At 75.8% G+C, this 20,947-nt stretch carries 22 protein-coding genes; 8 read left to right on the top strand and 14 right to left on the bottom strand.

Translation table 11 applies throughout. From position 1 onward, the window contains the following. Window positions 1-74 precede the first annotated feature (74 nt). Window positions 75-794: an SDR family oxidoreductase gene (locus tag RBH18_RS17065; RefSeq protein WP_306208817.1), complete on the top strand. Its 720-nt coding sequence runs from the start codon at window positions 75-77 to the stop codon at window positions 792-794. A 7-nt stretch (window positions 795-801) separates the two neighbouring features. Here RBH18_RS17065 and RBH18_RS17060 read toward each other — a convergent pair whose 3' ends face one another. After that, on the bottom strand, window positions 802-1,626 hold the full coding sequence (locus tag RBH18_RS17060) for a helix-turn-helix transcriptional regulator (protein WP_306208815.1): 825 nt from the start codon (window positions 1,624-1,626) through the stop codon (window positions 802-804). Between the two features lie 113 nt (window positions 1,627-1,739). Between RBH18_RS17060 and RBH18_RS17055 the strand changes: the two genes are divergently transcribed. Then, a complete protein-coding gene (locus RBH18_RS17055; protein ID WP_306208813.1) occupies window positions 1,740-2,807 on the top strand; it encodes an alkene reductase in 1,068 nt (355 codons plus the stop codon). A gap of 54 nt (window positions 2,808-2,861) precedes the next feature. On the opposite strand, the gene RBH18_RS17050 is transcribed toward RBH18_RS17055, so the two are convergent. From RBH18_RS17050 to RBH18_RS17035, 4 genes are all read right to left on the bottom strand, one after another. Beyond that, window positions 2,862-3,644, bottom strand: coding sequence for a phosphotransferase family protein (locus RBH18_RS17050; RefSeq protein ID WP_306208811.1), 783 nt, complete (start codon window positions 3,642-3,644; stop codon window positions 2,862-2,864). Further along, window positions 3,641-4,381 carry an alpha/beta fold hydrolase gene (locus RBH18_RS17045; RefSeq protein WP_306208809.1) on the bottom strand — a complete coding sequence of 247 codons (741 nt, stop codon included), beginning with the start codon at window positions 4,379-4,381 and terminating at the stop codon, window positions 3,641-3,643. The genes RBH18_RS17050 and RBH18_RS17045 overlap by 4 nt, the downstream gene beginning before the upstream one ends. Before the next feature lie 16 nt (window positions 4,382-4,397). Continuing rightward, a complete protein-coding gene (locus RBH18_RS17040; protein WP_306208806.1) occupies window positions 4,398-5,126 on the bottom strand; it encodes an SDR family oxidoreductase in 729 nt (242 codons plus the stop codon). A gap of 72 nt (window positions 5,127-5,198) precedes the next feature. Continuing rightward, on the bottom strand, window positions 5,199-5,957 hold the full coding sequence (locus tag RBH18_RS17035) for an SDR family NAD(P)-dependent oxidoreductase (RefSeq protein WP_306208804.1): 759 nt from the start codon (window positions 5,955-5,957) through the stop codon (window positions 5,199-5,201). Window positions 5,958-6,043: 86 nt separating this feature from the next. Here RBH18_RS17035 and RBH18_RS17030 point away from each other — a divergent pair, with 86 nt between their 5' ends. Both RBH18_RS17030 and RBH18_RS17025 read left to right on the top strand, forming a co-directional pair. Then, window positions 6,044-6,880, top strand: coding sequence for a helix-turn-helix transcriptional regulator (locus RBH18_RS17030; RefSeq protein WP_306208802.1), 837 nt, complete (start codon window positions 6,044-6,046; stop codon window positions 6,878-6,880). Between the two features lie 218 nt (window positions 6,881-7,098). Further along, window positions 7,099-7,281, top strand: a complete 183-nt coding sequence (locus RBH18_RS17025; protein WP_306208801.1) for a hypothetical protein — start codon at window positions 7,099-7,101, stop codon at window positions 7,279-7,281. A gap of 2 nt (window positions 7,282-7,283) precedes the next feature. On the opposite strand, the gene RBH18_RS17020 is transcribed toward RBH18_RS17025, so the two are convergent. Genes RBH18_RS17020 through RBH18_RS17005 form a run of 4 tightly spaced genes read right to left on the bottom strand, consistent with a single transcriptional unit; the run spans window position 7,284 to window position 10,229 of the window. Then, the gene (locus tag RBH18_RS17020) at window positions 7,284-8,024 is read right to left on the bottom strand and encodes a glycosyltransferase (RefSeq protein WP_306208799.1); all 741 of its coding nucleotides are present in this window, start codon (window positions 8,022-8,024) and stop codon (window positions 7,284-7,286) included. Continuing rightward, window positions 8,021-8,629: an SAM-dependent methyltransferase gene (locus RBH18_RS17015; RefSeq protein WP_306208798.1), complete on the bottom strand. Its 609-nt coding sequence runs from the start codon at window positions 8,627-8,629 to the stop codon at window positions 8,021-8,023. The genes RBH18_RS17020 and RBH18_RS17015 overlap by 4 nt, the downstream gene beginning before the upstream one ends. After that, on the bottom strand, window positions 8,626-9,348 hold the full coding sequence (locus RBH18_RS17010) for a PIG-L deacetylase family protein (RefSeq protein WP_306208797.1): 723 nt from the start codon (window positions 9,346-9,348) through the stop codon (window positions 8,626-8,628). The genes RBH18_RS17015 and RBH18_RS17010 overlap by 4 nt, the downstream gene beginning before the upstream one ends. Beyond that, window positions 9,342-10,229, bottom strand: coding sequence for an acyl-CoA dehydrogenase (locus RBH18_RS17005; protein WP_306208861.1), 888 nt, complete (start codon window positions 10,227-10,229; stop codon window positions 9,342-9,344). The genes RBH18_RS17010 and RBH18_RS17005 overlap by 7 nt, the downstream gene beginning before the upstream one ends. 59 nt (window positions 10,230-10,288) lie before the next feature. On the opposite strand from RBH18_RS17005, the gene RBH18_RS17000 reads away from it, so the two are divergent. Both RBH18_RS17000 and RBH18_RS16995 read left to right on the top strand, forming a co-directional pair. Next, entirely contained in the window at window positions 10,289-10,837 is a 549-nt protein-coding gene (locus tag RBH18_RS17000) for a DUF3632 domain-containing protein (protein ID WP_306208795.1), read from the top strand. 7 nt (window positions 10,838-10,844) lie between these two features. Further along, window positions 10,845-11,528 carry a DUF4232 domain-containing protein gene (locus tag RBH18_RS16995; protein WP_306208793.1) on the top strand — a complete coding sequence of 228 codons (684 nt, stop codon included), beginning with the start codon at window positions 10,845-10,847 and terminating at the stop codon, window positions 11,526-11,528. 7 nt (window positions 11,529-11,535) lie between these two features. On the opposite strand, the gene RBH18_RS16990 is transcribed toward RBH18_RS16995, so the two are convergent. The 4 genes from RBH18_RS16990 to RBH18_RS16975 form a co-directional block, all read right to left on the bottom strand. Then, window positions 11,536-12,291, bottom strand: coding sequence for an SDR family NAD(P)-dependent oxidoreductase (locus tag RBH18_RS16990; RefSeq protein ID WP_306208791.1), 756 nt, complete (start codon window positions 12,289-12,291; stop codon window positions 11,536-11,538). Beyond that, on the bottom strand, window positions 12,288-13,751 hold the full coding sequence (locus RBH18_RS16985) for a sugar ABC transporter ATP-binding protein (RefSeq protein ID WP_306208789.1): 1,464 nt from the start codon (window positions 13,749-13,751) through the stop codon (window positions 12,288-12,290). Before RBH18_RS16985 ends, RBH18_RS16990 begins: the two co-directional genes overlap by 4 nt. Continuing rightward, window positions 13,751-14,701: a sugar ABC transporter substrate-binding protein gene (locus tag RBH18_RS16980; RefSeq protein ID WP_306208787.1), complete on the bottom strand. Its 951-nt coding sequence runs from the start codon at window positions 14,699-14,701 to the stop codon at window positions 13,751-13,753. Before RBH18_RS16980 ends, RBH18_RS16985 begins: the two co-directional genes overlap by 1 nt. 83 nt (window positions 14,702-14,784) lie before the next feature. Then, window positions 14,785-15,810: an ABC transporter permease gene (locus RBH18_RS16975; RefSeq protein WP_306208786.1), complete on the bottom strand. Its 1,026-nt coding sequence runs from the start codon at window positions 15,808-15,810 to the stop codon at window positions 14,785-14,787. A 481-nt stretch (window positions 15,811-16,291) separates the two neighbouring features. On the opposite strand from RBH18_RS16975, the gene RBH18_RS16970 reads away from it, so the two are divergent. Further along, window positions 16,292-17,536, top strand: a complete 1,245-nt coding sequence (locus RBH18_RS16970) for a glycoside hydrolase family 6 protein (RefSeq protein ID WP_306208784.1) — start codon at window positions 16,292-16,294, stop codon at window positions 17,534-17,536. A gap of 129 nt (window positions 17,537-17,665) precedes the next feature. Here the strand turns inward: RBH18_RS16970 and RBH18_RS16965 are convergent, their stop codons facing one another. Then, entirely contained in the window at window positions 17,666-18,334 is a 669-nt protein-coding gene (locus RBH18_RS16965; RefSeq protein ID WP_306208782.1) for a TetR/AcrR family transcriptional regulator, read from the bottom strand. Between the two features lie 107 nt (window positions 18,335-18,441). Between RBH18_RS16965 and RBH18_RS16960 the strand changes: the two genes are divergently transcribed. Next, window positions 18,442-20,679: a helix-turn-helix transcriptional regulator gene (locus RBH18_RS16960; protein WP_306208779.1), complete on the top strand. Its 2,238-nt coding sequence runs from the start codon at window positions 18,442-18,444 to the stop codon at window positions 20,677-20,679. The last annotated feature ends 268 nt before the right edge of the window (window positions 20,680-20,947 follow it).

The following is a 20,947-nucleotide window of genomic DNA, read 5'->3' as shown; positions in this document are numbered from 1 at the left end:
CCTTCCCCGCCGTCCGCAACGCCCGTCCACTGGTGGGGCGGCGCCACCGCGTCGCATCGCGAATCAGGAGTGTCATGACCACCACCTCGAAGGTTGTTCTCGTCACCGGCGCCAGCAGCGGCATCGGCGAGGCCACCGCCCGGCGCCTCGCCGCCGACGGCCACCGGGTCGTCGCCGGCGCCCGGCGCACCGATCGGCTGGAGCAGCTCGCCCGGGAGGTTCCGGGCCTCCACCGCCACCCGCTCGACGTCACCAGCCTCGACAGCGTCCGCGCCTTCGCCGGCGCGGCGCTGCGGGAGCACGGTCGCATCGACGTCCTCGTCAACAACGCCGGCGTGATGCCCCTGTCCCCCGTCGCCGACCTGCGCGTCGACGACTGGAACCGGATGATCGACGTGAACCTGCGCGGCGTGCTCCACGGCATCGCGGCGGTGCTGCCCACCATGCGGGCCCAGGGCGAGGGGCACATCGTCAACGTCTCGTCGGTGGCGGGCCTGCGCGTCGACGCCACGGCCGCCGTCTACAGCGCCACCAAGTTCGGTGTGCGGGCGCTGTCCGAGGGCTTCCGGCAGGAACACACCGACATTCGCATGACGGTGGTCTCCCCCGGCTTCACCGACACCGAGCTCACCCACACCGGCGGCGCCGCCGAGGTCCAGGCCGCCGCCCGCGCCGCGACCGAGCAGCTGGCCATCCCGCCGTCCGCCGTCGCCGACGCGATCGCCTACGCCCTCGCCCAGCCCGCGTCGGTCGACGTCAACGAGCTCGTCATCCGGCCCACCGCCCAGAGGTGAGCGACGGTCAGGCCGGTGCCGCCACGCCGGCCAGGCACGCGACGGCCCGCGCGCTCGCCGAGCCCGGCTCCGGCGTCCCCACCAGCAGCTGCTGCCCGGGGGCGTCGACCACGTCGAACGTCTGGTAGGTCAGCTCCACCCGGCCGGCCCCGGGATGGACGAACACCTTGGCCATCCGGGCCAGCGGGGCGACCCGCTGGTCCCGCCACCACGTGCGGAACTGCGCCGACGCGGCGTCGAGCTCCGCCACCAGCCCCGAGATCTCCGCGTCATCCGGGAAGAGGCCGGCGTTGAGGCGCAGCGCGTGCACCACGTTGCGCGCCAGCTCCGGCCACTCCGCGAACACCGTGGCGGCCTCGGGGTGGGTGAACACGACGCGAGCCATGTTGCGCTCGGCGCCGAACGGCGACAGCAGCGCCCCGGCCACCCGGTTGGCGGCCAGCACGTCGAAGGCCGGCCCGAGGACGTACGCCGCGGCGAGCGGGAAAGCCTCCAGCAGCCGCAGCAGCTCGGGGTGCACCCGGTCGCGCGCCGGCTCCGGCTCCCGGCCCGGATGCAGCCCGGCCAGCCGGTAGAGGTGGGCGCGCGCCTCCGGGGCCAGCCGGAAGCACCGCCCGATCGCGTCGACCACCTGCGCGGACGGGTTGCGCTCGCGCCCCTGCTCCAGCCGCGCGTAGTAGTCGGCGCTCACCCCGGCGAGCACGGCGACCTCCTCGCGGCGCAGGCCCGCCACCCGCCTCCCCAGGGCGCCGCCGGGCAGCCCGACGTCGCCGGGCTCGATCCGGGAACGGGCGGCCCGCAGGAAGTCGCCCAGTGCGTTGTCGCCGGTCATGGCCGCGAGCGTAGCTGCCGTGGAGCCGTAGTGACGCCTCTCACTGTCCAGAGGGGAAGATCCACCGGGCCGCGAAGCTTCCTGTGGTCGCGAACTACACAGGGAGGCACGACATGAGCAACGCTTTCGAACCCGTGCAGGTGGGCCGTTACCGCGCGAGCACAGCGATCGTGATGGCGCCGATGACCCGCAGCCGCGCGTACGGGGAGGGCGGCAGCCCCACCGACCTGATGGCGACCTACTACGGCCAGCGCGCCGGGGCGGGCCTGATCGTCACCGAGGGCATCCAGCCGTCCGCCGTCGGCCAGGGCTACATGAACACGCCCGGCCTGCACACCGCCGCCCAGGTCGCCGCCTGGCAGAAGGTCACCGGCGCGGTCCACGAGCGCGGCGGCCTCATTTTCGCCCAGCTCATGCACACCGGCCGCATCGGCCACCCCAGCCTCTACGCCGGCGACACCGACCTGAGCCCGGTCGGCGCCTCCCCGGTGCGCGCCGCGGGCCAGGCCTTCACGCCGGACGGTCCCCAGGACCACGTCGTGCCCCGCGAACTCGCCTCCGACGAGATCCACGCCACCGTCGAGGAGTTCGCCGAGGCGGCCCGCAACGCGATCGCCGCCGGCTTCGACGGCGTCGAGATCCACGGCGCCAACGGCTACCTGCTCCACCAGTTCCTGTCCACCAACGCCAACGTCCGCACCGACGAGTGGGGCGGCGACAACCGCATCCGCCTGGTGGTCGAGGTGGCCCGCGCGGTGGCTGGGGCGATCGGCGCCGACCGCACCGGCCTGCGCCTCTCCCCCGCCAACGGCCTCGGCGACCTCGTCGAGGACGGGCACCGCGAGCGCTACCTGGCCCTGCTCGACGAGCTGAACCCGCTCGGCCTCGCCTACCTGCACGTCATGGAGGGCCCGGACACCGAGTTCACCCCGCAGCTGCGCGAGCGCTGGACCGGCACGCTCATCCTGAACCCGTACACCCCGGGGGCCTGGACCGGCCCGGAGGCCCTCCAGCTGGTCGAGACCGGCGCGGCCGACCTGGTCTCCTACGGCGCCCTCTTCCTCGCCAACCCGGACCTCGTCGACCGGCTCCGCGCGGGCGGCCCCTTCAACACCCCCGACTACACCAAGGCCTACGGCGGCGACCACGAGGGCTACACGGACTACCCCGTCCTCGCCTGACAACGCGCAGGCCGGGCGTTCGATGCGCCCGGCTTCCGCGCCGGCGTCCGAAGCTCACGGCACCCGGCCCGGGGCGAAGAGCCAGGACAGCGCTGTCAGGCTGTTGGCCGCGTACGCATCCACGCCGTAGGCGAGGTCTTCCAGCAGCAGGCAGCGGGCCAGGAAGAGCGCCCGCTCGTCCCGCGCCGGGTCGCGGTATGCCGGGCCCAGGTCGCGCAGCAGGCGGGCGTGGTCGACGGCCGGGTCGGCGAGGGCCGCGTCGGTCCAGTCGATGATGCCGGTCACCGTGCCGGCCGCGTCGACGAGGATGTGTTCGGCGCCCAGGTCGTTGTGGGCGAGGACCCGGTGCGGGGTGTCCGGCGGCGGGTCGGCGCGCAGGAAGTCCTCGACCGCCCGCCGGTGCCGGTCCGGGATCAGCTCGCGGACGGCGGCGTGGTCGTCGCGGGCCTGCGCCAACCAGTCGCGCAACGGCGTGTCGTCGCGCTGGATGTCCGGCGCGGGCTGGGCGTGCAGCCAGGCAACGAAATCGCGGAGCTGCGGCACGGCGCGAGCCCGGCCGGCCGGCGCCAGCACCAGCGGGGTGCCGGGCAGCAGGGGGTACGCCAGGCAGGCCGCCTGCTCGTCATGAAACAGCGGCACCGGTACGGGCACCGGCGCGCGCGGCGCCAGGAAGGCCAGCAGTCGCGCCTCTCGCGCCACGGCCGCCCCGTCCCGGCCGAAGCGCAGCACCACGTCGTCGCCCACCAGCATCGCGGAGTTGTCCAGTCCCGCGCCGAGCGGCGTGACCCGCGCGCCCGTGAGCCCGTGCGCGGCCAGCACGGACTCCAGCGGGGTCATGACAGGAAGGTGTCGAGGACCGGCGCCAGCTCCGCCGCGAACTCGTCGAAGAAGCCGTGCCGGCCGCCCTCGGTCCAGTGCAGGGCCGCGCCCGGGATGCGGCCGGCGATCAGGGGCGCGTTGGCGGACGGCACCATCAGGTCCTCGGTGCCGTGCAGGACGAGGGTCGGCGCCTGGATCAGGGGCAGGGCGTCCCAGGCGTCGTGGCGGTTGCTCGCGCGCAGGTGCGCCCGGCCCTCCTCGGGGGTCATGGTGGGGTCGCCGAAGAGGTGGCTGTCGCCCGTCCAGGCGTCGGTGTAGAACAGCTCGCGCAGCGTCCGGGCGTTGGTGGCGGGGTCGGCGAGCCGCCGCCGCACCTCGGGGGTGCGCTCCCGGGCGTGCGGGCCGCCCGGGGAGGTGCAGGCCAGGACCAGCCGGTCGACCAGGTGGGGGTGCCGCGCCGCCAGGTGTTGCGCGACGCGGCCGCCCATCGACGTGCCGTAGACCGCCGCCGGTGCGCCGGTCACCGACCGCAGCACCGCGGCGGCGTCCTCGGCGAACAGGACCGTGGACCAGTCACCGACCGGGCCGCGGCTGCCGCCCGTACCCCGGTAGTCGAAGGTGACCACCCGGAAGCGGTCCTCGAAGGCCTCCCGCAGGCCGGTCCACCACACGTGCGAGTTGGCCTGCCCGGCGAGCAGGAGCAGCACCGGGCCGTCGGCAAGGCCGCTCTCCTGCACCGCGACGGGAAGGTCCACCTCCCGATGATGTCACTCAGCGCGCGAGCCACTCCCGCAAGGTGGTCTTCGCGAGCACGGCGTCGTCGCCCGCGATGATGGCGTTGCCCGGCACGGCCGCGAACAGGCCGGCAGCCGGGTCGGTGACGACCGGCCGGGTGTCACCGTGTGCCGCGAGGACGATCCGCCCCAGCTCGTCGAGCGGGAAGACCTCGGGGCCCGCCACGTCGCGGATGCCGTTGAGCGGCGCGCCCGTGCTGACGTCGGCCACCGCCCGGGCCACGTCGGCGGCCGCCATGGGCTGGACCGGCGTGGCGGGCAGGCGGACGGCCGCCGGGCCGGGGTCCGAGGTCACCACCGCGTCGAGGAACTCGAAGAACTGCGTGGCGCGGACGATCGACCACGGTACGGGCCCGGCCGTCAGGAGCTGCTCCTGCAGCACCTTCGCCTCGTAGTAGGTGAAGCCCGGGACCCGGTCGACGCCCACGATCGACAGGACGACCACGTGGGACGCACTCTTCGCAGCCGGCAACAGGTTCTCCATGGTGGTGCGGAAGAATGCGGGCGACGCGTCGTCGAAGGTCGGCGAGTTCGTCAGGTTGACGACCACGTCCGCGCCCGCGAGGGCCTCGGCCAGTCCCGCGCCGGTGAGCAGGTCGAGCCCGGTGGACGGGGAGTGCGGGACGGCCTCGTGCCCGTCGGCCCGCAGCATCGCGACGACCTGGGAGCCGATGAGCCCGGTGCCACCGATGACGGCGATCTTCATGGGATGGTGTTCCTTCCAGGAGAGGGTGTCCTTCGCTCACCTGGACGAGGCGGCCCCGCCGGATGTGACAGCTCAGGCGCCGGCGCCGCCGTCGACCGGGACGATCGCGCCGGTGACCATCGAGGCACGGTCGCTGAGCAGCCACGCCGCGACCTCGGCGACCTCCCGGGGCTGCGCCATGCGGCCCAGCGGCGACGAGGCGTTGATCCGGTTCTTGATGCCCGGGGTCGCCGCCTCCCACTGCTCGATCATCTCCGTGGCGGTGCCGCCGGGCGTGATGCCGTTCACGCGGATGCCCTCGCGGGCCCAGGTCACGGCGGCGGTCTCGGTGATGCTGTTCAACGCGCGCTTCATGGCCCCGTACGCCGGCAGTGCGGGGTTGGCCCTGCGGCTGCCGATGCTCGACGTGTTGACGATCGCCCCGCCCCCGTGCGACCGCATGAGCTGCGCCTCGGCGGTCATCGCGGTCCAGTGGGCGCGGAAGTTCACCGCGAACTGGTGGTCGATGTCCTCCTCGCTCGTGGTGTCGAGCGGCCCGGGCTGCTGGATGGCCGCGCCGTTGTTGAACGCCCCGTCGAGGCGCCCGTGCAGCTGGCCGGCCCGGTCGACGGCGGCGCGGATGCTCGTCCGGTCGGCGAGGTCTAGGGCGACGGCGTCCGCGACCCCGCCGGCGGCCCGGATGTCCTTGACGATGCGATCGAGGACGCCGGTGTCGCGGGAGGCGAGCACGACGGCCGCGCCCTCCTCGGCGAAGAGCGTGGCCGCGGCGGCCCCGATGCCGCGGCTGGCGCCGGTGATGAGGATGACCTTGTCGGTGAGCATGTCTGTCATGCCTTCGAGGCTCGCGGTTGCCGCGCGGCGGAGGCAGGCACAACCGGTACCAGGATGCGGGCCGGCCGCCGGGGCACACTGGGGGCATGGACAAGCAGGAGCTCGGGTCGTTCCTCACCAGCCGCCGGCAGCGGCTGCGGCCGGAGGACGCGGGCCTCCCCTCGGGCCCGCGCCGCCGCACGCCGGGCCTGCGCCGCGAGGAGGTCGCCGTCCTCGCCCACATCTCCACCGAGTACTACGTCCGGCTGGAGCAGGGCCGCGCGCCCCGCCCGTCGGGCGAGGTCCTCGCCGGGATCGCGGCCGCGCTGCGGCTCACCGGCGCGGAGTCCGACCACCTGCACGTGCTGGCCGGCACCGCGCCGATCCGCAACGGCCTGCACACCCGAGAGGTACGCCCGAGCATCCTCGCCCTCCTCGACCGCCTCCCGCAGACGGCCGGCTTCGTGACCTCCGCGGCGTTCGAGGTGCTCGCATGGAACGACCTCGCCGCCGCGCTCATGGAGGACTTCGCCGAGCTGGCCCCGCAGGAGCGCAACCTCGCGCGCCGCGCGTTCCTCGGCCCGCCCGGCATGTACGGAGTCTCCGACGTCACCGAGTTCCGCCAGCACGTCGTCATGGACCTCCGCGCCACCCTCGCCCGCTACCCGGCGGACCCCGCGATCACGGGGCTCGTCGAGGAGCTGCGCACCGGGAGCGCCGACTTCGCCCGCCTCTGGGAGCGCCACGACGTCCAGGCGGCCGCGATGCTCACGAAGACCTTCCACCACCCGGTCGTCGGCCCGGTCACGGTCGACTGCGACACCATGGCCCTCACCGACCGCGACCAGCACCTGATCCTCTACTCCGCCGCGCCCGGCTCCCGCGACGCCGAGGCGCTGGCCCTGCTCGCCGTCCTGGGCACCGAGCGCCTCACCGCCCCCTGACCGCGCCGTCGGCGCGCCCGCGGACGCCCCGCTGCTGGGCGAGGCGGCCGGCGACCCCCGGATCCGGCTGGCCGCGATCGAGGCGCTCGAACCCGGCACGGGGTTCGCGGTGTTCGTCCGTGCCCTGCACGACCCGGACGAGAAGGTGCGCATCGCCGCCGTGGGCCGGCTCGGCGACGACCGTGCACAAGCTGGGCGCGCTTCGCGACGAGCGCGCCGTGCCCCCTCTCATGCGGTGGGCCGGCGGCCGCGACGCCGAGGTCCGCAAGCGCTGCACGGTCGCCGTGCGGCACGTGGCCCCGGAGGCGGCGCGCGAGGTGCTCGACCGGCTCCGCACCGACCCCGGCCCGACCGTCCGCTGGGCCGCCGAGCTGCAGCACAAGCGCCTGCCGCCCGAGTGACCTCAGCCGGCGTGCAGCGCGGCGGCGGGCGGGCCGGCCTGGAGCGCGGCGGCGGGCGGGCCGGCCTGGAGCGCGGCGGCGGGCGGGCCGGGCTGGAGCGCGGCGGCGAGGCCGGACAGGTGGGCGGCGAAGCCGGCCGGGGCGCGGCCGACGGCCCGGGAGCTGGTGCGCACCGGGCAGGAGGGATCGGTCACCACGCGGGCGCCGGCGGCCCGGGCGCGGCTGACGAAGGCCCGGTCCTCGGCCACCGGCACCGGCGGGAACCCGCCCGCCGCCAGGTAGGCGTGCGCCGAGAAGCCGAGGTTCGCGCCGTGCACGTGCCCGTGGGCGGTGCCGGTCACCTTCAGCCGGTAGCGGGCCTCGTAGAGCGCGGGAAAGCCCGCCGGCCACCGGCTCCAGTCGTCCACCTCGACCGTGCCCACCAGGACGTCGGCGCCGGCGTGGCTGAGCTGCCAGTCCAGCCAGTGCGCCGGGACGCGGGTGTCGGCGTCGGTGCACGCGATCCACAAGCCGGCCGGCCCGTGCCGCAACGCGTGCGCCACGCCCGCCGCCCGGGCCTGCCCCACGTTGCGGAAACTGCCCTCGACGACCGTCGCCCCGGCCGCCGCGGCCCGCGCCGCGGTGTCGTCCCGGCAGGCGTCCGCCACCACGATGATCTCCGGGGCGCCGGACAGGGCGGCCAGGCACTCCCCGATCAGGTCCTGCTCGTCGTGGGCGGGGACGACGACCGCGACCCGGTTCACGCCAGGCCTTCCCGCTGAGCCACCGACCGCGCGGGCGCCGGCGTCCGCGTCCACACCTCGAGCAGGAAGTCCGCCTCCTCGTGCCGCGCCAGCCGGGCCAGCGAGGGCACCGCGTTCAGCACGGCGTGGACGTCGTCGCCGGTGAGTGTGTGTTCCTCGACCGGCCACCGCCAGTGCACGGCGACCAGGTCACCGCCCGGCTCCAGCGATCGCACCGCGCTGCCGGCGAGGCTGCCCAGCGTCTCGTGGTCGAAGTAGTAGCCCAGCTCCGACAGCACCACGAGGTCGAACGGGCCCTCCGGCCAGTCGTCCGGCATCCGGGCGGTGCCGACCGTCACGTTGCCCAGGTCCCCGACTCGCGAGGCCGCTGTCGCCGCGGCGGCCGGCACGGCGTCCACGGCCAGCAGCCGGTCGCAGCGCTCGGCGAGGCGCGCGGTGAGCATGCCGGTGGAGCAGCCGGGCTCGAAGCCGGACCGGTAGCGGCGCCTGGGGAGCGCGGCGGCGGTGAGGGCATGCTTGCGGGCGTCGTACCAGCGGTGCTCGAAGTCCCACGGGTCGGCGCTGGCGGCGTACATCCGCTCGAAGTAGCTGATGGGTGTGCTCATGCGAGGACCACCTCGTAGGGGCGGGCGAACCGGGCCAGGACGTGCGGCGGCAGGATGGCCGCGTCGGCCTCGGCGGGCCCGAGCGGCTCGATCTGGCTGACGAAGGCGGCGATCGCGGCCGCCTTGGCCGCCCGGTGCGCGGGGGTGAGGGGCACCCGGCGGGCCCGCGCCCACGGCACCCGCGCGTCGGCGGGAGTGGCCCAGTGCCAGGTCCAGATGGGATATTCGAGCAGCCGTGCGCCGGTCTCCGTGCAGGCGCGGGCCGCGGCCCGGCCGACCGCCTCGTGGTCGGGATGCCCGTCGCCGCGCCAGGTGGCCAGGCACCAGCGGCCGGGGGTCAGCAGCGGGACGAGCGAGGCCACCAGCGCCTCCTCGTCGATGCCGCCGTCGGGCTGGCCCAGCCGGTGCACCGGGGCGCCGGCGAGCCCGAGCCGGGTGAGCGCCTCCGCGGTCTCGCCCCGGCGCCGCTCGGCCAGCTCGAGCGGGGTGTGCACGGTCGAGCCCGTGTGCGAGGCCTCGCCGTCGGTCACCGCGACCAGTTCGGCCGCGCCGGCACGGGCCATCAGCCCCGCCACGCCGAGCACCTCGTCGTCGGGGTGGGCGGCGACGACGAGCGGCGGTCCCGGCGGGTCGACGGGCAGTTCCGGCAGCGCCGCCAGCCCGGGCCAGGCCCGCCAGACGGCCTCGGGCGTGCCCGTGCCCTCGATCGGCGTCACCATGCCGGGCCCCGCTCCGCCGCGAGCTTGCCGAGCTGTTCGAGGTCGGCCTCGGCGTGGCTCTGCCGCAGGTACACGGTGAGGTCGGCGACGCGCCGGGCGTGCCGCTCGTCACGGCACAGCGGACCGGCGCCGAGCGCGCGGCCCACCCGGTCGAGGACCTCGGTCGCGGCCCGCTCCACGGTTGCCCGCACGCGCAGGGCCAGGGCGAAGGCGTCGCGCTCGGGGTCGGCGTCGATCTCGTCGGCGGCGGCGTCCAGCACGGCCCGGGCGGCGCCCAGCGCCACGTCGACCGCTCCCAGGTGGGCCAGGACGTGCGGGGAGGTGCGGGTCGCGGCGTACAGGGTGTCGGCCACGCCCAGCGCCCCGCCGTACCAGCAGGCCGCCACGCCGACGCCGCCGTGCCAGAAGCCCGGCCGGCCGACGTAGTCGCCGGGGCCGCCGACCGGCTCGGCCGGGGCGGCGGTGAAGCGTACGGTCCGGCTGTCGCTGCCCGCCATGCCGACGGCCGGCCAGGTGCCGTCCCGCGGGGTGCCGGCGTCGGCCCGGACCGCGAACAGCCGGGGCCCGTCGTCGGCGACCGCGGTGACCAGCGCGTGGGTGCACCACGCCGCGCCCGAGCACCACGGGCGGTCGCCGTCCAGCTGCCAGCCGTCCGCGGTGCGAGAGGCCTTGACGGAGTCGGGCGCCGCCGCCCAGACACCCCAGCGCTGCCCGGCGGCGACGGGCGGGGCGCCGAGCTCGGCGCGGATGGCGACCGCGTCGGCGTGGCCCTCCGCGAGCCGCGCGTGCACCAGGTCCACGCGGGCGATGTCGATGAGAGTCTGCAACCGCCGCCGGGTCTCACCGTGCCCGGGGAGGGGCAGATCAGGGAGTTCGATCATGAGCACGGGCCGGTGGTACCCAGGGTTCCGCGTTCGTATCACCCGCTAGCCTGGCTTCGATGATCGAGCTCGCACGCTATCTCCGGGACGAAGTGCCCTTGGCGGACACAGTGGCAGCTTTCGCCGGGGACGAGGACCGGCTCTGGCCCGCGTGGCAGGCCGTCGTCGCGGCGGCCGTGGCGGGCGGCGACACAGATCGGGACCGGCTGGTCGCGCTGCTGGTGGCGCTCGGCGAGAGCGGGCGCGCCTGGTTCGGGGCGGTGCTGCGGGAGAGCTGGGACGTGTACTGCCCGCCCGAGGGCAGCGCCGCGGACTGGGCGCGGCTCAACGACTTCGCGGCGCGGCTCACGGCGGCGGGGATCGACTTCCTGACGTACGCGGTCTGGACCCTGCGCGACGCCCTCGAGTCCACCGGGACAGTGCCGCCGGACCTCCGCCCCGCGGTCGCACCCTGGTTCGAGCACTGTGGACGGATGCTGCACGACGCGTGTGCGGCCGGCGAGCAACGGCCCTACACCGCCGTCGGCGCCTTCGCGGCCCGGGAGGGCGTGCCCGGCCCGGGGTTCAGCGTCGCGCGATGGGACTTCTGGCAACGCCGTAGGGCATGATCGGGCCATGAGGTGCCGGCTGATCGGGACTGCCGTGGTGCTGCTGGCCGCCGGGTGCGCGCCGGCGGGGCCGTCGCAGGCCGGGCCGCCGCCGCCCGGGCCGCCGCAGGCCGGGCCGCCGCAGGCCGGGCCGTCGCAGGCCGGGCCGTCGCAGGCCGGGCCGTCGCCGGTGCAGCCGGCCCGGTGCCCGGCCGATGGTGCGCGCATCGAGATCGGCACGCAGGACGCGGCGATGGGCCTGCGTGTGCTCGGCTTCTTCCTGGTCAACTGCGGCACGACGGCGTACCGGGTCGAGGGCTTTCCGGAGCTGCGGCTGCTGGACGAGGACCATGAGCCCCAGGACGTCCGCGTGCTGCACGACGTCCGCGAGATCACCATCTCGGTGCCCGCGCTGGAGGGCGAGCCGCGGCCGGTGGTGCTGCAGCCCGGCGAGCGGGCGTCCGCCGGAGTGGTGTGGCGCAACACGTACGACGACATCACCCACCCGCCCGTGACCGCCGCCCTCCTCGACATGGCGCCGCAGCCGGGCCGGCCGGCGCGGACCGTGGTCCCGCCGAGCCCGCTCGACCTGGGCAGCACCGGCCGGATCGGCGTCAGCCCCTGGGTGTTCGTGCCCGAGCCGGCGCAGGTGCCGATCCCCGGTCAGGAGCCGCCGCCCGCCTCCGAGGACCCGGCGATCCTGGCCATGTGACCGGCGGTCAGATGCTCATGCCGCCGTCCGCGGTGAGGGTGGCGCCGGTGACGAAGGAGGCGTCGTCGCTGGCCAGGAAGGCGATCACCCGGGCGATCTCGTCGGGGGACGCGTGCCGGCCCAGCGGGATCATGCCGTCGAAGACCGCCGCGGCCGCGGCCGGGTCCCGCCCGGTGGCCGCGGTCTCGATCGCGGTCTGGAAGGCGGTGCTCGTGGGCCCGGGATGGACGGTGTTGACGCGGATGCCACGCGCCGCGCCCTCCATGGCCGCCACGCGCATGAGGCCGACCTGGGCGTGCTTGGCGGTCGCGTAGCCGGCGATGCCCGGATCCGCCGTCAGCCCCACCACGCTGGAGTTGATGATGACGCTGCCGCCGTCGCGCAGGGCCGGCAACCCGTACTTGAGCAGGTGGAACGCCCCGAGCACGTGGACCCGCAGCACCTGCTCGAAGGCGTCGTCGGGATAGTCGGTGAGCGCGGCGATCGGCCCGCTGATCCCGGCGTTGCTGACCAGGACGTCGAGCGGGCCGCCGGCCTCGACCGCGGCCCGCACGGCCGCGCGGACGGCGGCCGGATCGGTGACGTCGGCGACGGACCAGGTGGCCGGCGGGCCCAGCTCGGCGGCCGCGTCGCGCAGGGCGGCGGCTTCCAGGCCCGACAGGTGTACGCGCGCCCCGGCCGCCGCCAGCACCCGCGCCGTCGCGAGCCCGATCCCGCTCCCGGCGCCCGTGATCAGCGCGGACCGCCCGGCGAGCGTGGTCATGACGGCGCGTTCATGGCCGTGCTCAGCCCCGCGGAGGTCAGCTCCGCGCCGGTGAGCGTGGTGACCACCCGGCCCCGCCGCAGCACGACCACGCGGTGGCACAGTTCGGTGAGCTCGGCGAGGTCGGTGGAGGCGAGCAGCACGACCCGTCCCGAGGCGGCGAGGTCGCGGACGATGGCGTGCATCTCGCCGCGCGCGGCCACGTCGACGCCGCGGGTCGGATCGTCGAGGACCAGCACGTGCGAGCCCGCGTCGAGCCACTTGGCGAAGACGACCTTCTGCTGGTTGCCGCCGGACAGGGCGCCGGCCGGGCCGTGCACGTCGCCGCGGAAGCGCAGCCGGGCCAGCGCCTCCTCGGCCCGGGCCACCAGGTCCCGGCGGCGGCTCCGCAGGGCCAGGGCGCGGACCGCGGTGGCGTTCTCCCAGACCGGGCGGTCGAGCATGAGGCCGTACCTCTTGCGGTCGCCGGGCACGAACGCCACCCCGCGCCGGACCGCGTCGCGGAAGGAGCGCGGGCTGCCGCCGCCGGGCAGCCGGACCTCGCCGGACGCGGGCCGGGCCAGGCCGCAGACCAGGTCGAGCACGGTCAGGTGGCCCGCGCCCTCCAGCCCGGCCACCCCGGTGATCTCGCCCGGTGCGACGGTCAGCGACACCCCGGCGAGACGCCCGGGAACGGTCACCTCCCGCAGCTGCAGCGCGTCGCCTCCCGGGGTCGTGACGGCCGTGGGCGCCCGCGCCGGAGGAGCCGCACCGACCACGGCGTGGATCAGACCCGGCAGATCAAGATCCTTCACCGGTACGCCCCGCAGCACCGGCCGCCCGTCGCGCAGCACGCTGACCCGGTCGGCCATCCGGCGTACCTCGTCGAGGAAGTGCGAGATGTAGAGCACGGCGATCCCGCGCCCCGCCACGTGCCGCAGCACCGTCTCGAGCCGGTCGACGGCGGCTGCCGGCAGCGCGGACGTGGGCTCGTCGAGGATCAGCACCCGCGGGCCGCCCAGCAGCGCGCGGCTGATCTCCAGCAGCTGACGGTCGGCGAGGGTGAGCCGGGCGACCGGGGTGCGCAGGCGCAGGCCCCCGAGACCCAGGCCGGCCAGCACCGGGGCGGCGCGGCGGCGCATGACGGCCGGGTCCACGAGGCCGAGGCGGCACGGCAGGTCGCGGACGAACAGGTTCTCCGCGACGGTCAGGTCGGGGAAGAGCGCCAGCTCCTGGGAGACGATCTCGATGCCGCAGCCGGCGGCGTCGCGCGGGCCGGCGAAGCGTACGGGGACGTCGCCGAGGTGGATCGTGCCGGTGTCCGGCGCCACGACACCCGACAGGATCTTCACGAGGGTGGACTTGCCGGCGCCGTTCTCGCCGACCAGGGCGTGGATCTCGCCCGGCCGCAACGCGATCTCGGCGCCGTCCAGGGCGGTCACACCCCCGTACCGTTTGGTCAGGCCGCTCGCGCGCAGCATCAGCGCGCCTGGTCGAGGGGCTTGACGTTGCCGGCGACATCGCCCAGCAGCTTGTCGATCTGCGCCTGGTAGCCGGCCTTGGCCGCCGCGGCGCTGCTGCCACGCTCGATGACCTCCGCCACGTTGCCGGCGGTGACGACCTGCCCGGGGCTCACGAACCAGCCGGCCGGCAGCGGCTCGCCGCGGGCCGAGCGGATGAGCAGGGCACTCGACAGGTACCCCTTGAGGTAATGCTCGGGGTCGAGGGTCATGAAGTTGGTGCCGTCCTGGACCGCCTGCAGCGTCTTGTCGTCGACGTCGAAGCCGGCGGTCAGCCACGCCGCCTTCTTCTCCTGCTTGAGCCGGGCCAGGTCGTAGCTGTCCGCGTCGCCGACGCCGAGGAATGCCAGCGCGTCCGCGTGCGCGGCGACCAGCGACGACCAGGCGCTGTAGTTCTTCGTCGGCTCGCTGTAGGTCTGGAAGGGCCCCAGCACCGTGAGGCCGGGCGCCGCCTCGGCGAGCGTCTCCTTGATGCCCGCCGCCCGGTTGTCCAGGACCGGCGTCCCGGGGTTGGGCACGCCGACCACGACCGTGCCCGACGGGTCGGCGGGCAGATGCTTGAGCAGCTCGGTGGCCATCTGCGCGCCGAGGTCGTAGTTGTCGTTGCCGACGTAGAAGGTGATCTTGCTGCCGTCGGTCGGCGAGGTGTCCAGCGCGATCACCGGCACCCCCGAGTCGATCGCCTCCGCGGCCGGGCGCGTGAAGATCGGCGGGTCGAGGTTCTCGAGGATGACGCCGTCGCGGGCGGTCGTCACGAGGTTCTGGAAAAGTTGCACCTCGGCCGGCCCGTCGGTGTCGGGCGGCCCGACGACCTGGAAGTCGACCCCGCCCGCGTCGGCCGCGGCCTGCTCGGCGCCGCCGGCCATCTCGATGGCGAAGTTGAGGCTGATGTTGGCGACGGCGATGCCCATGCTCAGCTGCTTCGCACCGCCCGACCCCTGATCACTGCCGCAGGCGGCAAGGACTCCACACAGAACGATGACGGGGACGCGCTTCATGGGTGACCTCCTCGGACGCGCGTTCGGTACCGCCGGACCGCGGCGTCGGCGCCCACCGCCGCGAGGATGACCGCTCCGGTCGCGAAGCTGGTCCAGTTGATCGGGATGCGGAAGAACACCAGCGCCGACGTCACCGCGGCCAGGATCAGCGCCCCCACGACCGCGCCCGGCACCGACCCGCGGCCGCCCGCGAGCGGGGTGCCGCCGATGATCGCGGCGGCGATGGCGGTGAGCTCGAAGCCCTCCCCCAGGGTCGGGTCGCCGGACATGAAGAACGCCAGCGCGAGCACCCCGGCCGCGGCGGCGGTCAGACCGGACAGCGCCAGCGCCTGGATGCGAACGCGGTCGACCGGCAGCCCGGTCAGCACCGCCGCGTCCGGATTGGAGCCGATCGCCCGCACCCGGGCCCCGAACCGGGTGCGGGCCAGCACGACGGTCAGCAGGGTCACCAGCCCCACGAGCACGAGCAACGACACCGGTACGCCGCCGGCCCGCCCGCCCAGCACGGTGAAGAACGAGCTGTCCCGCGGCACGTCGAAGATCTGCCGCCCGGCCGCGAACGCCAGCGCCACGCCGCGATAGAGCAGCGCGGTCGCCAGGGTGACGATGAAGGACGGAATTCCCGCGTACGTGGTGACGACCCCGTTGATCGCGCCCAGCCCCGCCCCGAGCAGCAAGATCAGCGGCACCGCGGCCCACGGCGGCACCCCGTCCCGCATCAGCACGGCGCCGGCGACCATGCACAGGGCGAAGGTGCCACCGACGGAGAGGTCGACCTCGCGCATCGCCAGCGGGAAGACCATGCCGGCCGCGAGCAGTCCGACGTAGACGGCGTTGCGGCCGGTCGACAGCAGGTTGTCCGGGTCGAGGAAGCCGGGCCGGAACGCGCCGACCACCAGCACCAGCACGACGAGTACCCCGACGACCCCGGTCTCGTCGCGCACCAGCCGCGCCCACCCCCGGGGCCGGCCCGGCGGCCGGGGGCCGGCGCCGTCCGCGTCGATCGTCAGCGGTTGAGCCATGCCCGCCTCCCGGGTGCGGCCGCTCCGGTGTGCGCTCTGCGAACACTCGGTTGCCATTCGCACAAGCAGCACAGGCCAGCACCGCCGGGCATGTCAAGCCCGCCGGGACCGAAGACGCATCGATCGACACTTGTCTCCGCCCCTCCACAGCCCTGCCACCCCCCGGCCGGCGCCGTCGAGCCGGACGTGGTGCCCCCCGCCCCCGATCCCGCTCACCTCCCGCCTGCGGCCGGGCCGGCAACACGCGATCGCCTGCCCGCCGGAGACCGCCTCGGCGTGGTGCGCCGCGCCGCCGCGCCACGCCGAGTGCGCCGAAGCATCGGGCCACGCGGATGAGGTGACGCATCGGGCCGCGCGGATGAGGTGGCGCATCGGCCGGGCGGACGAGCCGGAGCGCCGGCCCCCGGATGATCGGGGCATTGACTCGGCTGGATGGACCGGACGAGGCTGTGGGAACGCTCCCACACTCAAGGAGTCCGACGTGTCCTTGTTCTCTCTCCGGCGGGCAGCCACCGCGCTCGCCGTCTGTGCCACAGCCTCGTTGCTCGGGGCGGCACCCGCGGCCGCCGTCATCCCCGACGGCACCCGATTCTTCACCCCGGCGCCCGACCCGGGCGCCGTCCAGCAGATCGCCGATCTCAAGGCCGCCGGCCAGTACGGCCTGGCGCGCCAGATCCGCACCATGGTCAGCACGCCGCAGGCCGTCTGGTTCACCGGCGGTTCCGGCAGCTCGCTGACCCGTTCGGTCGCGGCGCAGGCACGCCGGGCGGCCGCGACCCGGACGATGCCGGTCTTCGTCGCGTACAACATCCCGTTCCGCGACTGCTCGCAGTACTCCGCGGGCGGCGCCACCTCGGTGGCCGAGTACCGGGCCTGGATCGACGCCTTCGCCGCCGGCATCGGCAGCCGGCCCGCGGCGGTCATGCTCGAGCCCGACGGCCTCGGGATCATCCCCTGGTACACCACGATCAACGGCAACCAGGAGTGGTGCCAACCGGCCGAGGCGGACGCCGCCACCGCCGCCGCGGACCGGTTCGCGATGCTCAACTACGCGGTGGACCGCCTGGCCGCCCTGCCGCGGACGAGCGTCTATCTCGACGGCACGCACAGCGCCTGGCTCGGCGTCGGGGACATCGCCGACCGCCTGGTCAAGGCCGGCGTCGCCAAGGCGGACGGCTTCTTCCTCAACGTGTCGAACTACGAGACGACCGAGCGCCAGCTCAAGTTCGGCACGTGGATCTCCCGGTGCGTCTGGTACGGCACCGAGGGCCCGGCCGAGGCCCGCGGCCACTTCGAGCAGTGCGCCAGCCAGTACTACCCGGCCAGCCCCGGCGACTTCAGCACGTGGCCGCTGACCGACGCCTGGTACGCCACCAACGTCGGCACCGTCCCCCCGCGCGACCTCGCCCACTTCGTCGTGGACACCAGCCGCAACGGCCAGGGCCCGTGGACGGCGCCCGCCGGGGTCACCTGGCCCGATCCGCAGACCTGGTGCAACCCGCCGGACCGGGGCCTGGGCCTGCGCCCGACCACGCGGACCGGCGAGCCGCTGGCCGACGCGTTCCTCTGGATCAAGACCCCCGGCCAGTCCGACGGCCAGTGCGACCGCGGCACCGGGACGGGCACCGACCCGGCACGCGGCGGCAGCGCCGATCCGGCGGCCGGCGCCTGGTTCCCGCAGCAGGCGATCGAGCTCGTCCGGCTGGCGAACCCGCCCCTGCGCTGATCACCCCTGCGCTGATCAACGGCCGGCCGCTGCCGGGCAGCGGCCGGCCGCGCCGAGAAGGGCCGGCGACGCAGATGGTCAGGACCGCGAGGTGGTCAGGACCGCGAGGTGGTCAGGGCCGGGAGGTGGTCAGGGCCGGGAGGTGGTCAGACCCGCCGCGAGGATGCCCAGCGCGTCGTCGACGGCCGCCTCCCGCTGCGCCACGGTGAGCTGCGGCAGCAGGTCCAGGAACATGGCGGACAGCCCGTGCACGGTCGCCCAGCTGGCCATCACCGCCCGGCCCCTGTCCGCCGCCCGCAGCACACCGGCGTCGACGAGCCGGTCCAGCGCCCCGAGCAGCAGGGCGTCCGGCTTGGGGCGGCCCTGGTCGTCGGTCTCCGGCGCGGCGGGCTCCCCGGGCACGGAGACGCCGGACGGATCGCCGCCCATGGCGGTGCGGAACAGGCCCGGCTCGGCGACGGCATAGTGCACATAGGCCCGGCCGACCTCCCGCAGGTACGCCGTCGCGGCCGCCCGGGCGTCACCGGGCATGGCGGGCGTGACGGCGTCGAGGTGGGCCCGCATCGCCTCGGCCATGTCGCCCAGTGCCCGCTGCGCGACCGCCCTGCGCAGCGCGTCCAGCGTCGCGAAGTGCCCGTACGCCGAGTTCGGCGCCACTCCCACGGCCCGGGTCACCTCACGCAGCACGATGGCCTGCGGGCCGCCCTGCCGCGCCAGGGCCAGGCCGGCCGCGATCAACGCCGCGCGCAGGTCACCGTGGTGATAGGTGGCCCGGGTCCGCGGGCGTCTCTCGGCCATGCGCCAATTCTGGCATTCGGCGCCGGACGCCCTCCCGGCCGCGGCGGCGGCACCCCGTCGCAGCGACCGGGGTTTCCCGCCGCTCCCCCGCGTGCTGCACTGGCCGGGTGGTTGTCGTGGTCGGAGTGGACGGTGCCGGGCGTACGCATCGGCTGCGCGAGCTCGCCGCCGCGGCCGCCGCGCCCGTCTGGTGGCCCGCCGCACCGACCGGGACGCCCGGCCGGCTGCTCGTCGTGGACGACGCGCACCGCCTCGACGCCGCGGCGCTGCGGACCCTGAGCCGCGCCGCGCGGGGCGGCGTGCCGATGGTCATCGCGCGGCGGCCGACGATCGGGCGGCCGGAGCTGGCGGAGCTCGACGGCATCGTCGCGGCGGGCGGGGTGGAGATCCTGACCCCGCTCGATCACGACGGCGTGGCCCGGCTCGTCGCCACGCTCACCGGGCGGCCGGTGTCCCCCGATGTGGCCGCCGCCGTGCTGGCGGCCTCGGCGGGCCTGCCTGCGGTGGCCGCCGCGATCGCCACCGCGCCGCCCGGGGTGCCGGCGCCGGCGCTGCTGGCCCGCGTCCAGCGGCGCTTCGCCGCCCTGGGCCGGCCCGTCGTCACGGTGGCCCGCGTCCTGGCGCTGGAGCTGGACCTGCCCGACCACGTGCTCGCCGGCGCGGCCGGCACGGAGGCGACCGGGGCGCTGCGGATCCTGCGCGACGAAGGCCTGCTGGTGCCGGACGGCGACCGGATGATCCCGGCGGTGGCCGTGGCGGTGCTCGCCGAGCTGCCCGCCGCCGAGCGCCGGCGCCTGCACGACGCGGTCGCCGGGGCGCTCCTGGCCGCCCGGGCGGACCCCGTCGCCGCGGCCGGTCAGCTGCGGGCGGCCCGGGCCGTCACGCCGGTCGCCGCGACGGTCTACCGGGAGGCGGGCGAGCGGCTGCGCTTCGACGACCCGGCGGGGGCGCTCGGCTGGTTCGACGACGCCGTGGACGCCGGGGCCGATCCGGCGGCCGTGGCGCCGGGGCGCGCGGAGGCAAGTGCCCTGCTGGGCCTTCCGGTCGACGCGGACCACGGCGACGGCCGGCTGGCCTTGGTCGCCGGTGCGGTCGCCGCCCACCAGGGCCGCACCGCGCGGGCCGCCGAGCTGCTGGTGGGTGCCGCCGGCCCGGGCGCCGTGCTGGCCGTGCCGGCGCAGGTGGGCCTCGGACAGGCGCCCGCGACCGTCGGGCCGGCGCCGACGGCCCTGGTCCGGCTGGCGGAGGGGGCCCTCGCGGCCGCGGATCCGGAGGCCGCGCTGCCGCTGCTGATCGAGGCGGCCGAGGAGTGCGAGCGCCGGCCGCCCGCGGTCGTCCTGCCGGACACCCCGCACGCGCTCGCCGCCGTGGTCGCCGTGACCGCCGGGGACGTGGCCACGGCGGAGCACCTGCTGGCGCCGCGCGGCCGGGATGTCGGCGGGCCGGTCTTCGCCGAGCGGCACCGGCTGCTGCTGGCCTGGGCCCGGATGCGGGCCGGCCGCTACGACACCGCCCTGATCGAGCTCGGCCGCCGGCCCGGGGCCGAGCAGCCGGGGCGTGAGCGGCTGCTGCGGGCGGCCCTCGCGGCGGGGATGGCCCGGCGGCGCGGGGACATCGCCGGGCTGCGCGAGGCCTGGACCGGCGCCGAGCCGCTGCTGGCCCGCCGGACCGCCGACCTGTGGCAGCTGGAGATGCTCGAGGAGCTCGCCGTGGCCGCGGCCCGCCTGCGCCGGCCCGGGCGCGCCGAGCCGGTGCTCGGGCTCCTCGACGCGATCGTGACCCGGCTGGGCCGGCCGGTCGCCTGGTCCGTGGCGCTCGGCTGGATCCGGCTGCACATGGCGATCGTGACCGAGGACGCGGAGGCGGCGGCGGGGGTGGCGGGACAGCTGTCCGCCGTGGTGACCGGGGCCGCCCGGCCGCGTGCCCAGTGCGCTGCCGCCGCGCTCTGGGCCCGGGTGCTGGCCGGGCACGTCGACCCCGAGGCGACGGTGGCCGTGACCGAGGACCTGCACGCCGCGGAGCTGCCGTGGGAGGCATCCCGGCTGGCGGGTCAGGCCGCCGTCCGGACGAGTGACCCGGTGGCCGCCCGGCACCTGCTGGAGCGGGCCCGCGAGCTGGCCGAGCCGGACCGGGCCGCCGCGGCGACCGGGGGCGCCGGGCTCTCCGAGCGGGAGCTCGCCGTCGCCCGCCTGGTGCTGGCCGGCAGCACGCACCGCGAGATCGGCGCCCAGCTCTACATCGCGCCGAAGACCGTCGAGCACCACGTCGCCCGCATCCGGGCGAAGCTCGGCACCACCACCCGGGCGGAGATGATGGCCGTCCTGCGCGAGATCCTCACCCGTTGAGCTGGACTGCGAGGCGGATCTACGACACGAGGCTGTGACTCCCCCCATCACGCCTTCTACACCAGGGGGGACACCCCGATGCCCGGAACGGGCCGCGGGTCGCACGCTGGTGCCGTGTCCGGGCGACCCTGACGCACACCGAGCGAGGAGTAACCATGACCGTGGATGCCACCGAAGTCCTGAGAGAGTTCATCTCGAACCTGCTGACCGACCGCGACTTCGCCGCCAAGTACGCCGAGGACCCGGCCGGCACGCTGACCGCCGAGGG

It is taken from the genome of Actinoplanes oryzae, from assembly GCF_030757795.1.
Taxonomy (GTDB): domain Bacteria; phylum Actinomycetota; class Actinomycetes; order Mycobacteriales; family Micromonosporaceae; genus Actinoplanes.
The sequence above is the reverse complement of the archived record's forward strand: the minus strand, read 5'-3'. Positions and strand labels throughout refer to the sequence as shown.

Bases quoted from the DNA above. Each gene is read 5' to 3' on its own strand.
- RBH18_RS17030 (WP_306208802.1), top strand. From the start codon at position 6,044: ATGGACAAGCAGGAGCTCGGGTCGTTCCTCACCAGCCGCCGGCAGCGG.
- RBH18_RS17055 (WP_306208813.1), top strand. From the start codon at position 1,740: ATGAGCAACGCTTTCGAACCCGTGCAGGTGGGCCGTTACCGCGCGAGC.
- RBH18_RS16990 (WP_306208791.1), bottom strand. From the start codon at position 12,291: ATGACCACGCTCGCCGGGCGGTCCGCGCTGATCACGGGCGCCGGGAGC.
- RBH18_RS17035 (WP_306208804.1), bottom strand. From the start codon at position 5,957: ATGACAGACATGCTCACCGACAAGGTCATCCTCATCACCGGCGCCAGC.
- RBH18_RS17060 (WP_306208815.1), bottom strand. From the start codon at position 1,626: ATGACCGGCGACAACGCACTGGGCGACTTCCTGCGGGCCGCCCGTTCC.
- RBH18_RS17005 (WP_306208861.1), bottom strand. From the start codon at position 10,229: ATGATCGAACTCCCTGATCTGCCCCTCCCCGGGCACGGTGAGACCCGG.
- RBH18_RS17015 (WP_306208798.1), bottom strand. From the start codon at position 8,629: ATGAGCACACCCATCAGCTACTTCGAGCGGATGTACGCCGCCAGCGCC.
- RBH18_RS17050 (WP_306208811.1), bottom strand. From the start codon at position 3,644: ATGACCCCGCTGGAGTCCGTGCTGGCCGCGCACGGGCTCACGGGCGCG.
- RBH18_RS17065 (WP_306208817.1), top strand. From the start codon at position 75: ATGACCACCACCTCGAAGGTTGTTCTCGTCACCGGCGCCAGCAGCGGC.
- RBH18_RS16980 (WP_306208787.1), bottom strand. From the start codon at position 14,701: ATGGGCATCGCCGTCGCCAACATCAGCCTCAACTTCGCCATCGAGATG.
- RBH18_RS17040 (WP_306208806.1), bottom strand. From the start codon at position 5,126: ATGAAGATCGCCGTCATCGGTGGCACCGGGCTCATCGGCTCCCAGGTC.
- RBH18_RS16985 (WP_306208789.1), bottom strand. From the start codon at position 13,751: ATGCTGCGCGCGAGCGGCCTGACCAAACGGTACGGGGGTGTGACCGCC.
- RBH18_RS17000 (WP_306208795.1), top strand. From the start codon at position 10,289: ATGATCGAGCTCGCACGCTATCTCCGGGACGAAGTGCCCTTGGCGGAC.
- RBH18_RS17010 (WP_306208797.1), bottom strand. From the start codon at position 9,348: ATGGTGACGCCGATCGAGGGCACGGGCACGCCCGAGGCCGTCTGGCGG.
- RBH18_RS16975 (WP_306208786.1), bottom strand. From the start codon at position 15,810: ATGGCTCAACCGCTGACGATCGACGCGGACGGCGCCGGCCCCCGGCCG.
- RBH18_RS16965 (WP_306208782.1), bottom strand. From the start codon at position 18,334: ATGGCCGAGAGACGCCCGCGGACCCGGGCCACCTATCACCACGGTGAC.
- RBH18_RS16995 (WP_306208793.1), top strand. From the start codon at position 10,845: ATGAGGTGCCGGCTGATCGGGACTGCCGTGGTGCTGCTGGCCGCCGGG.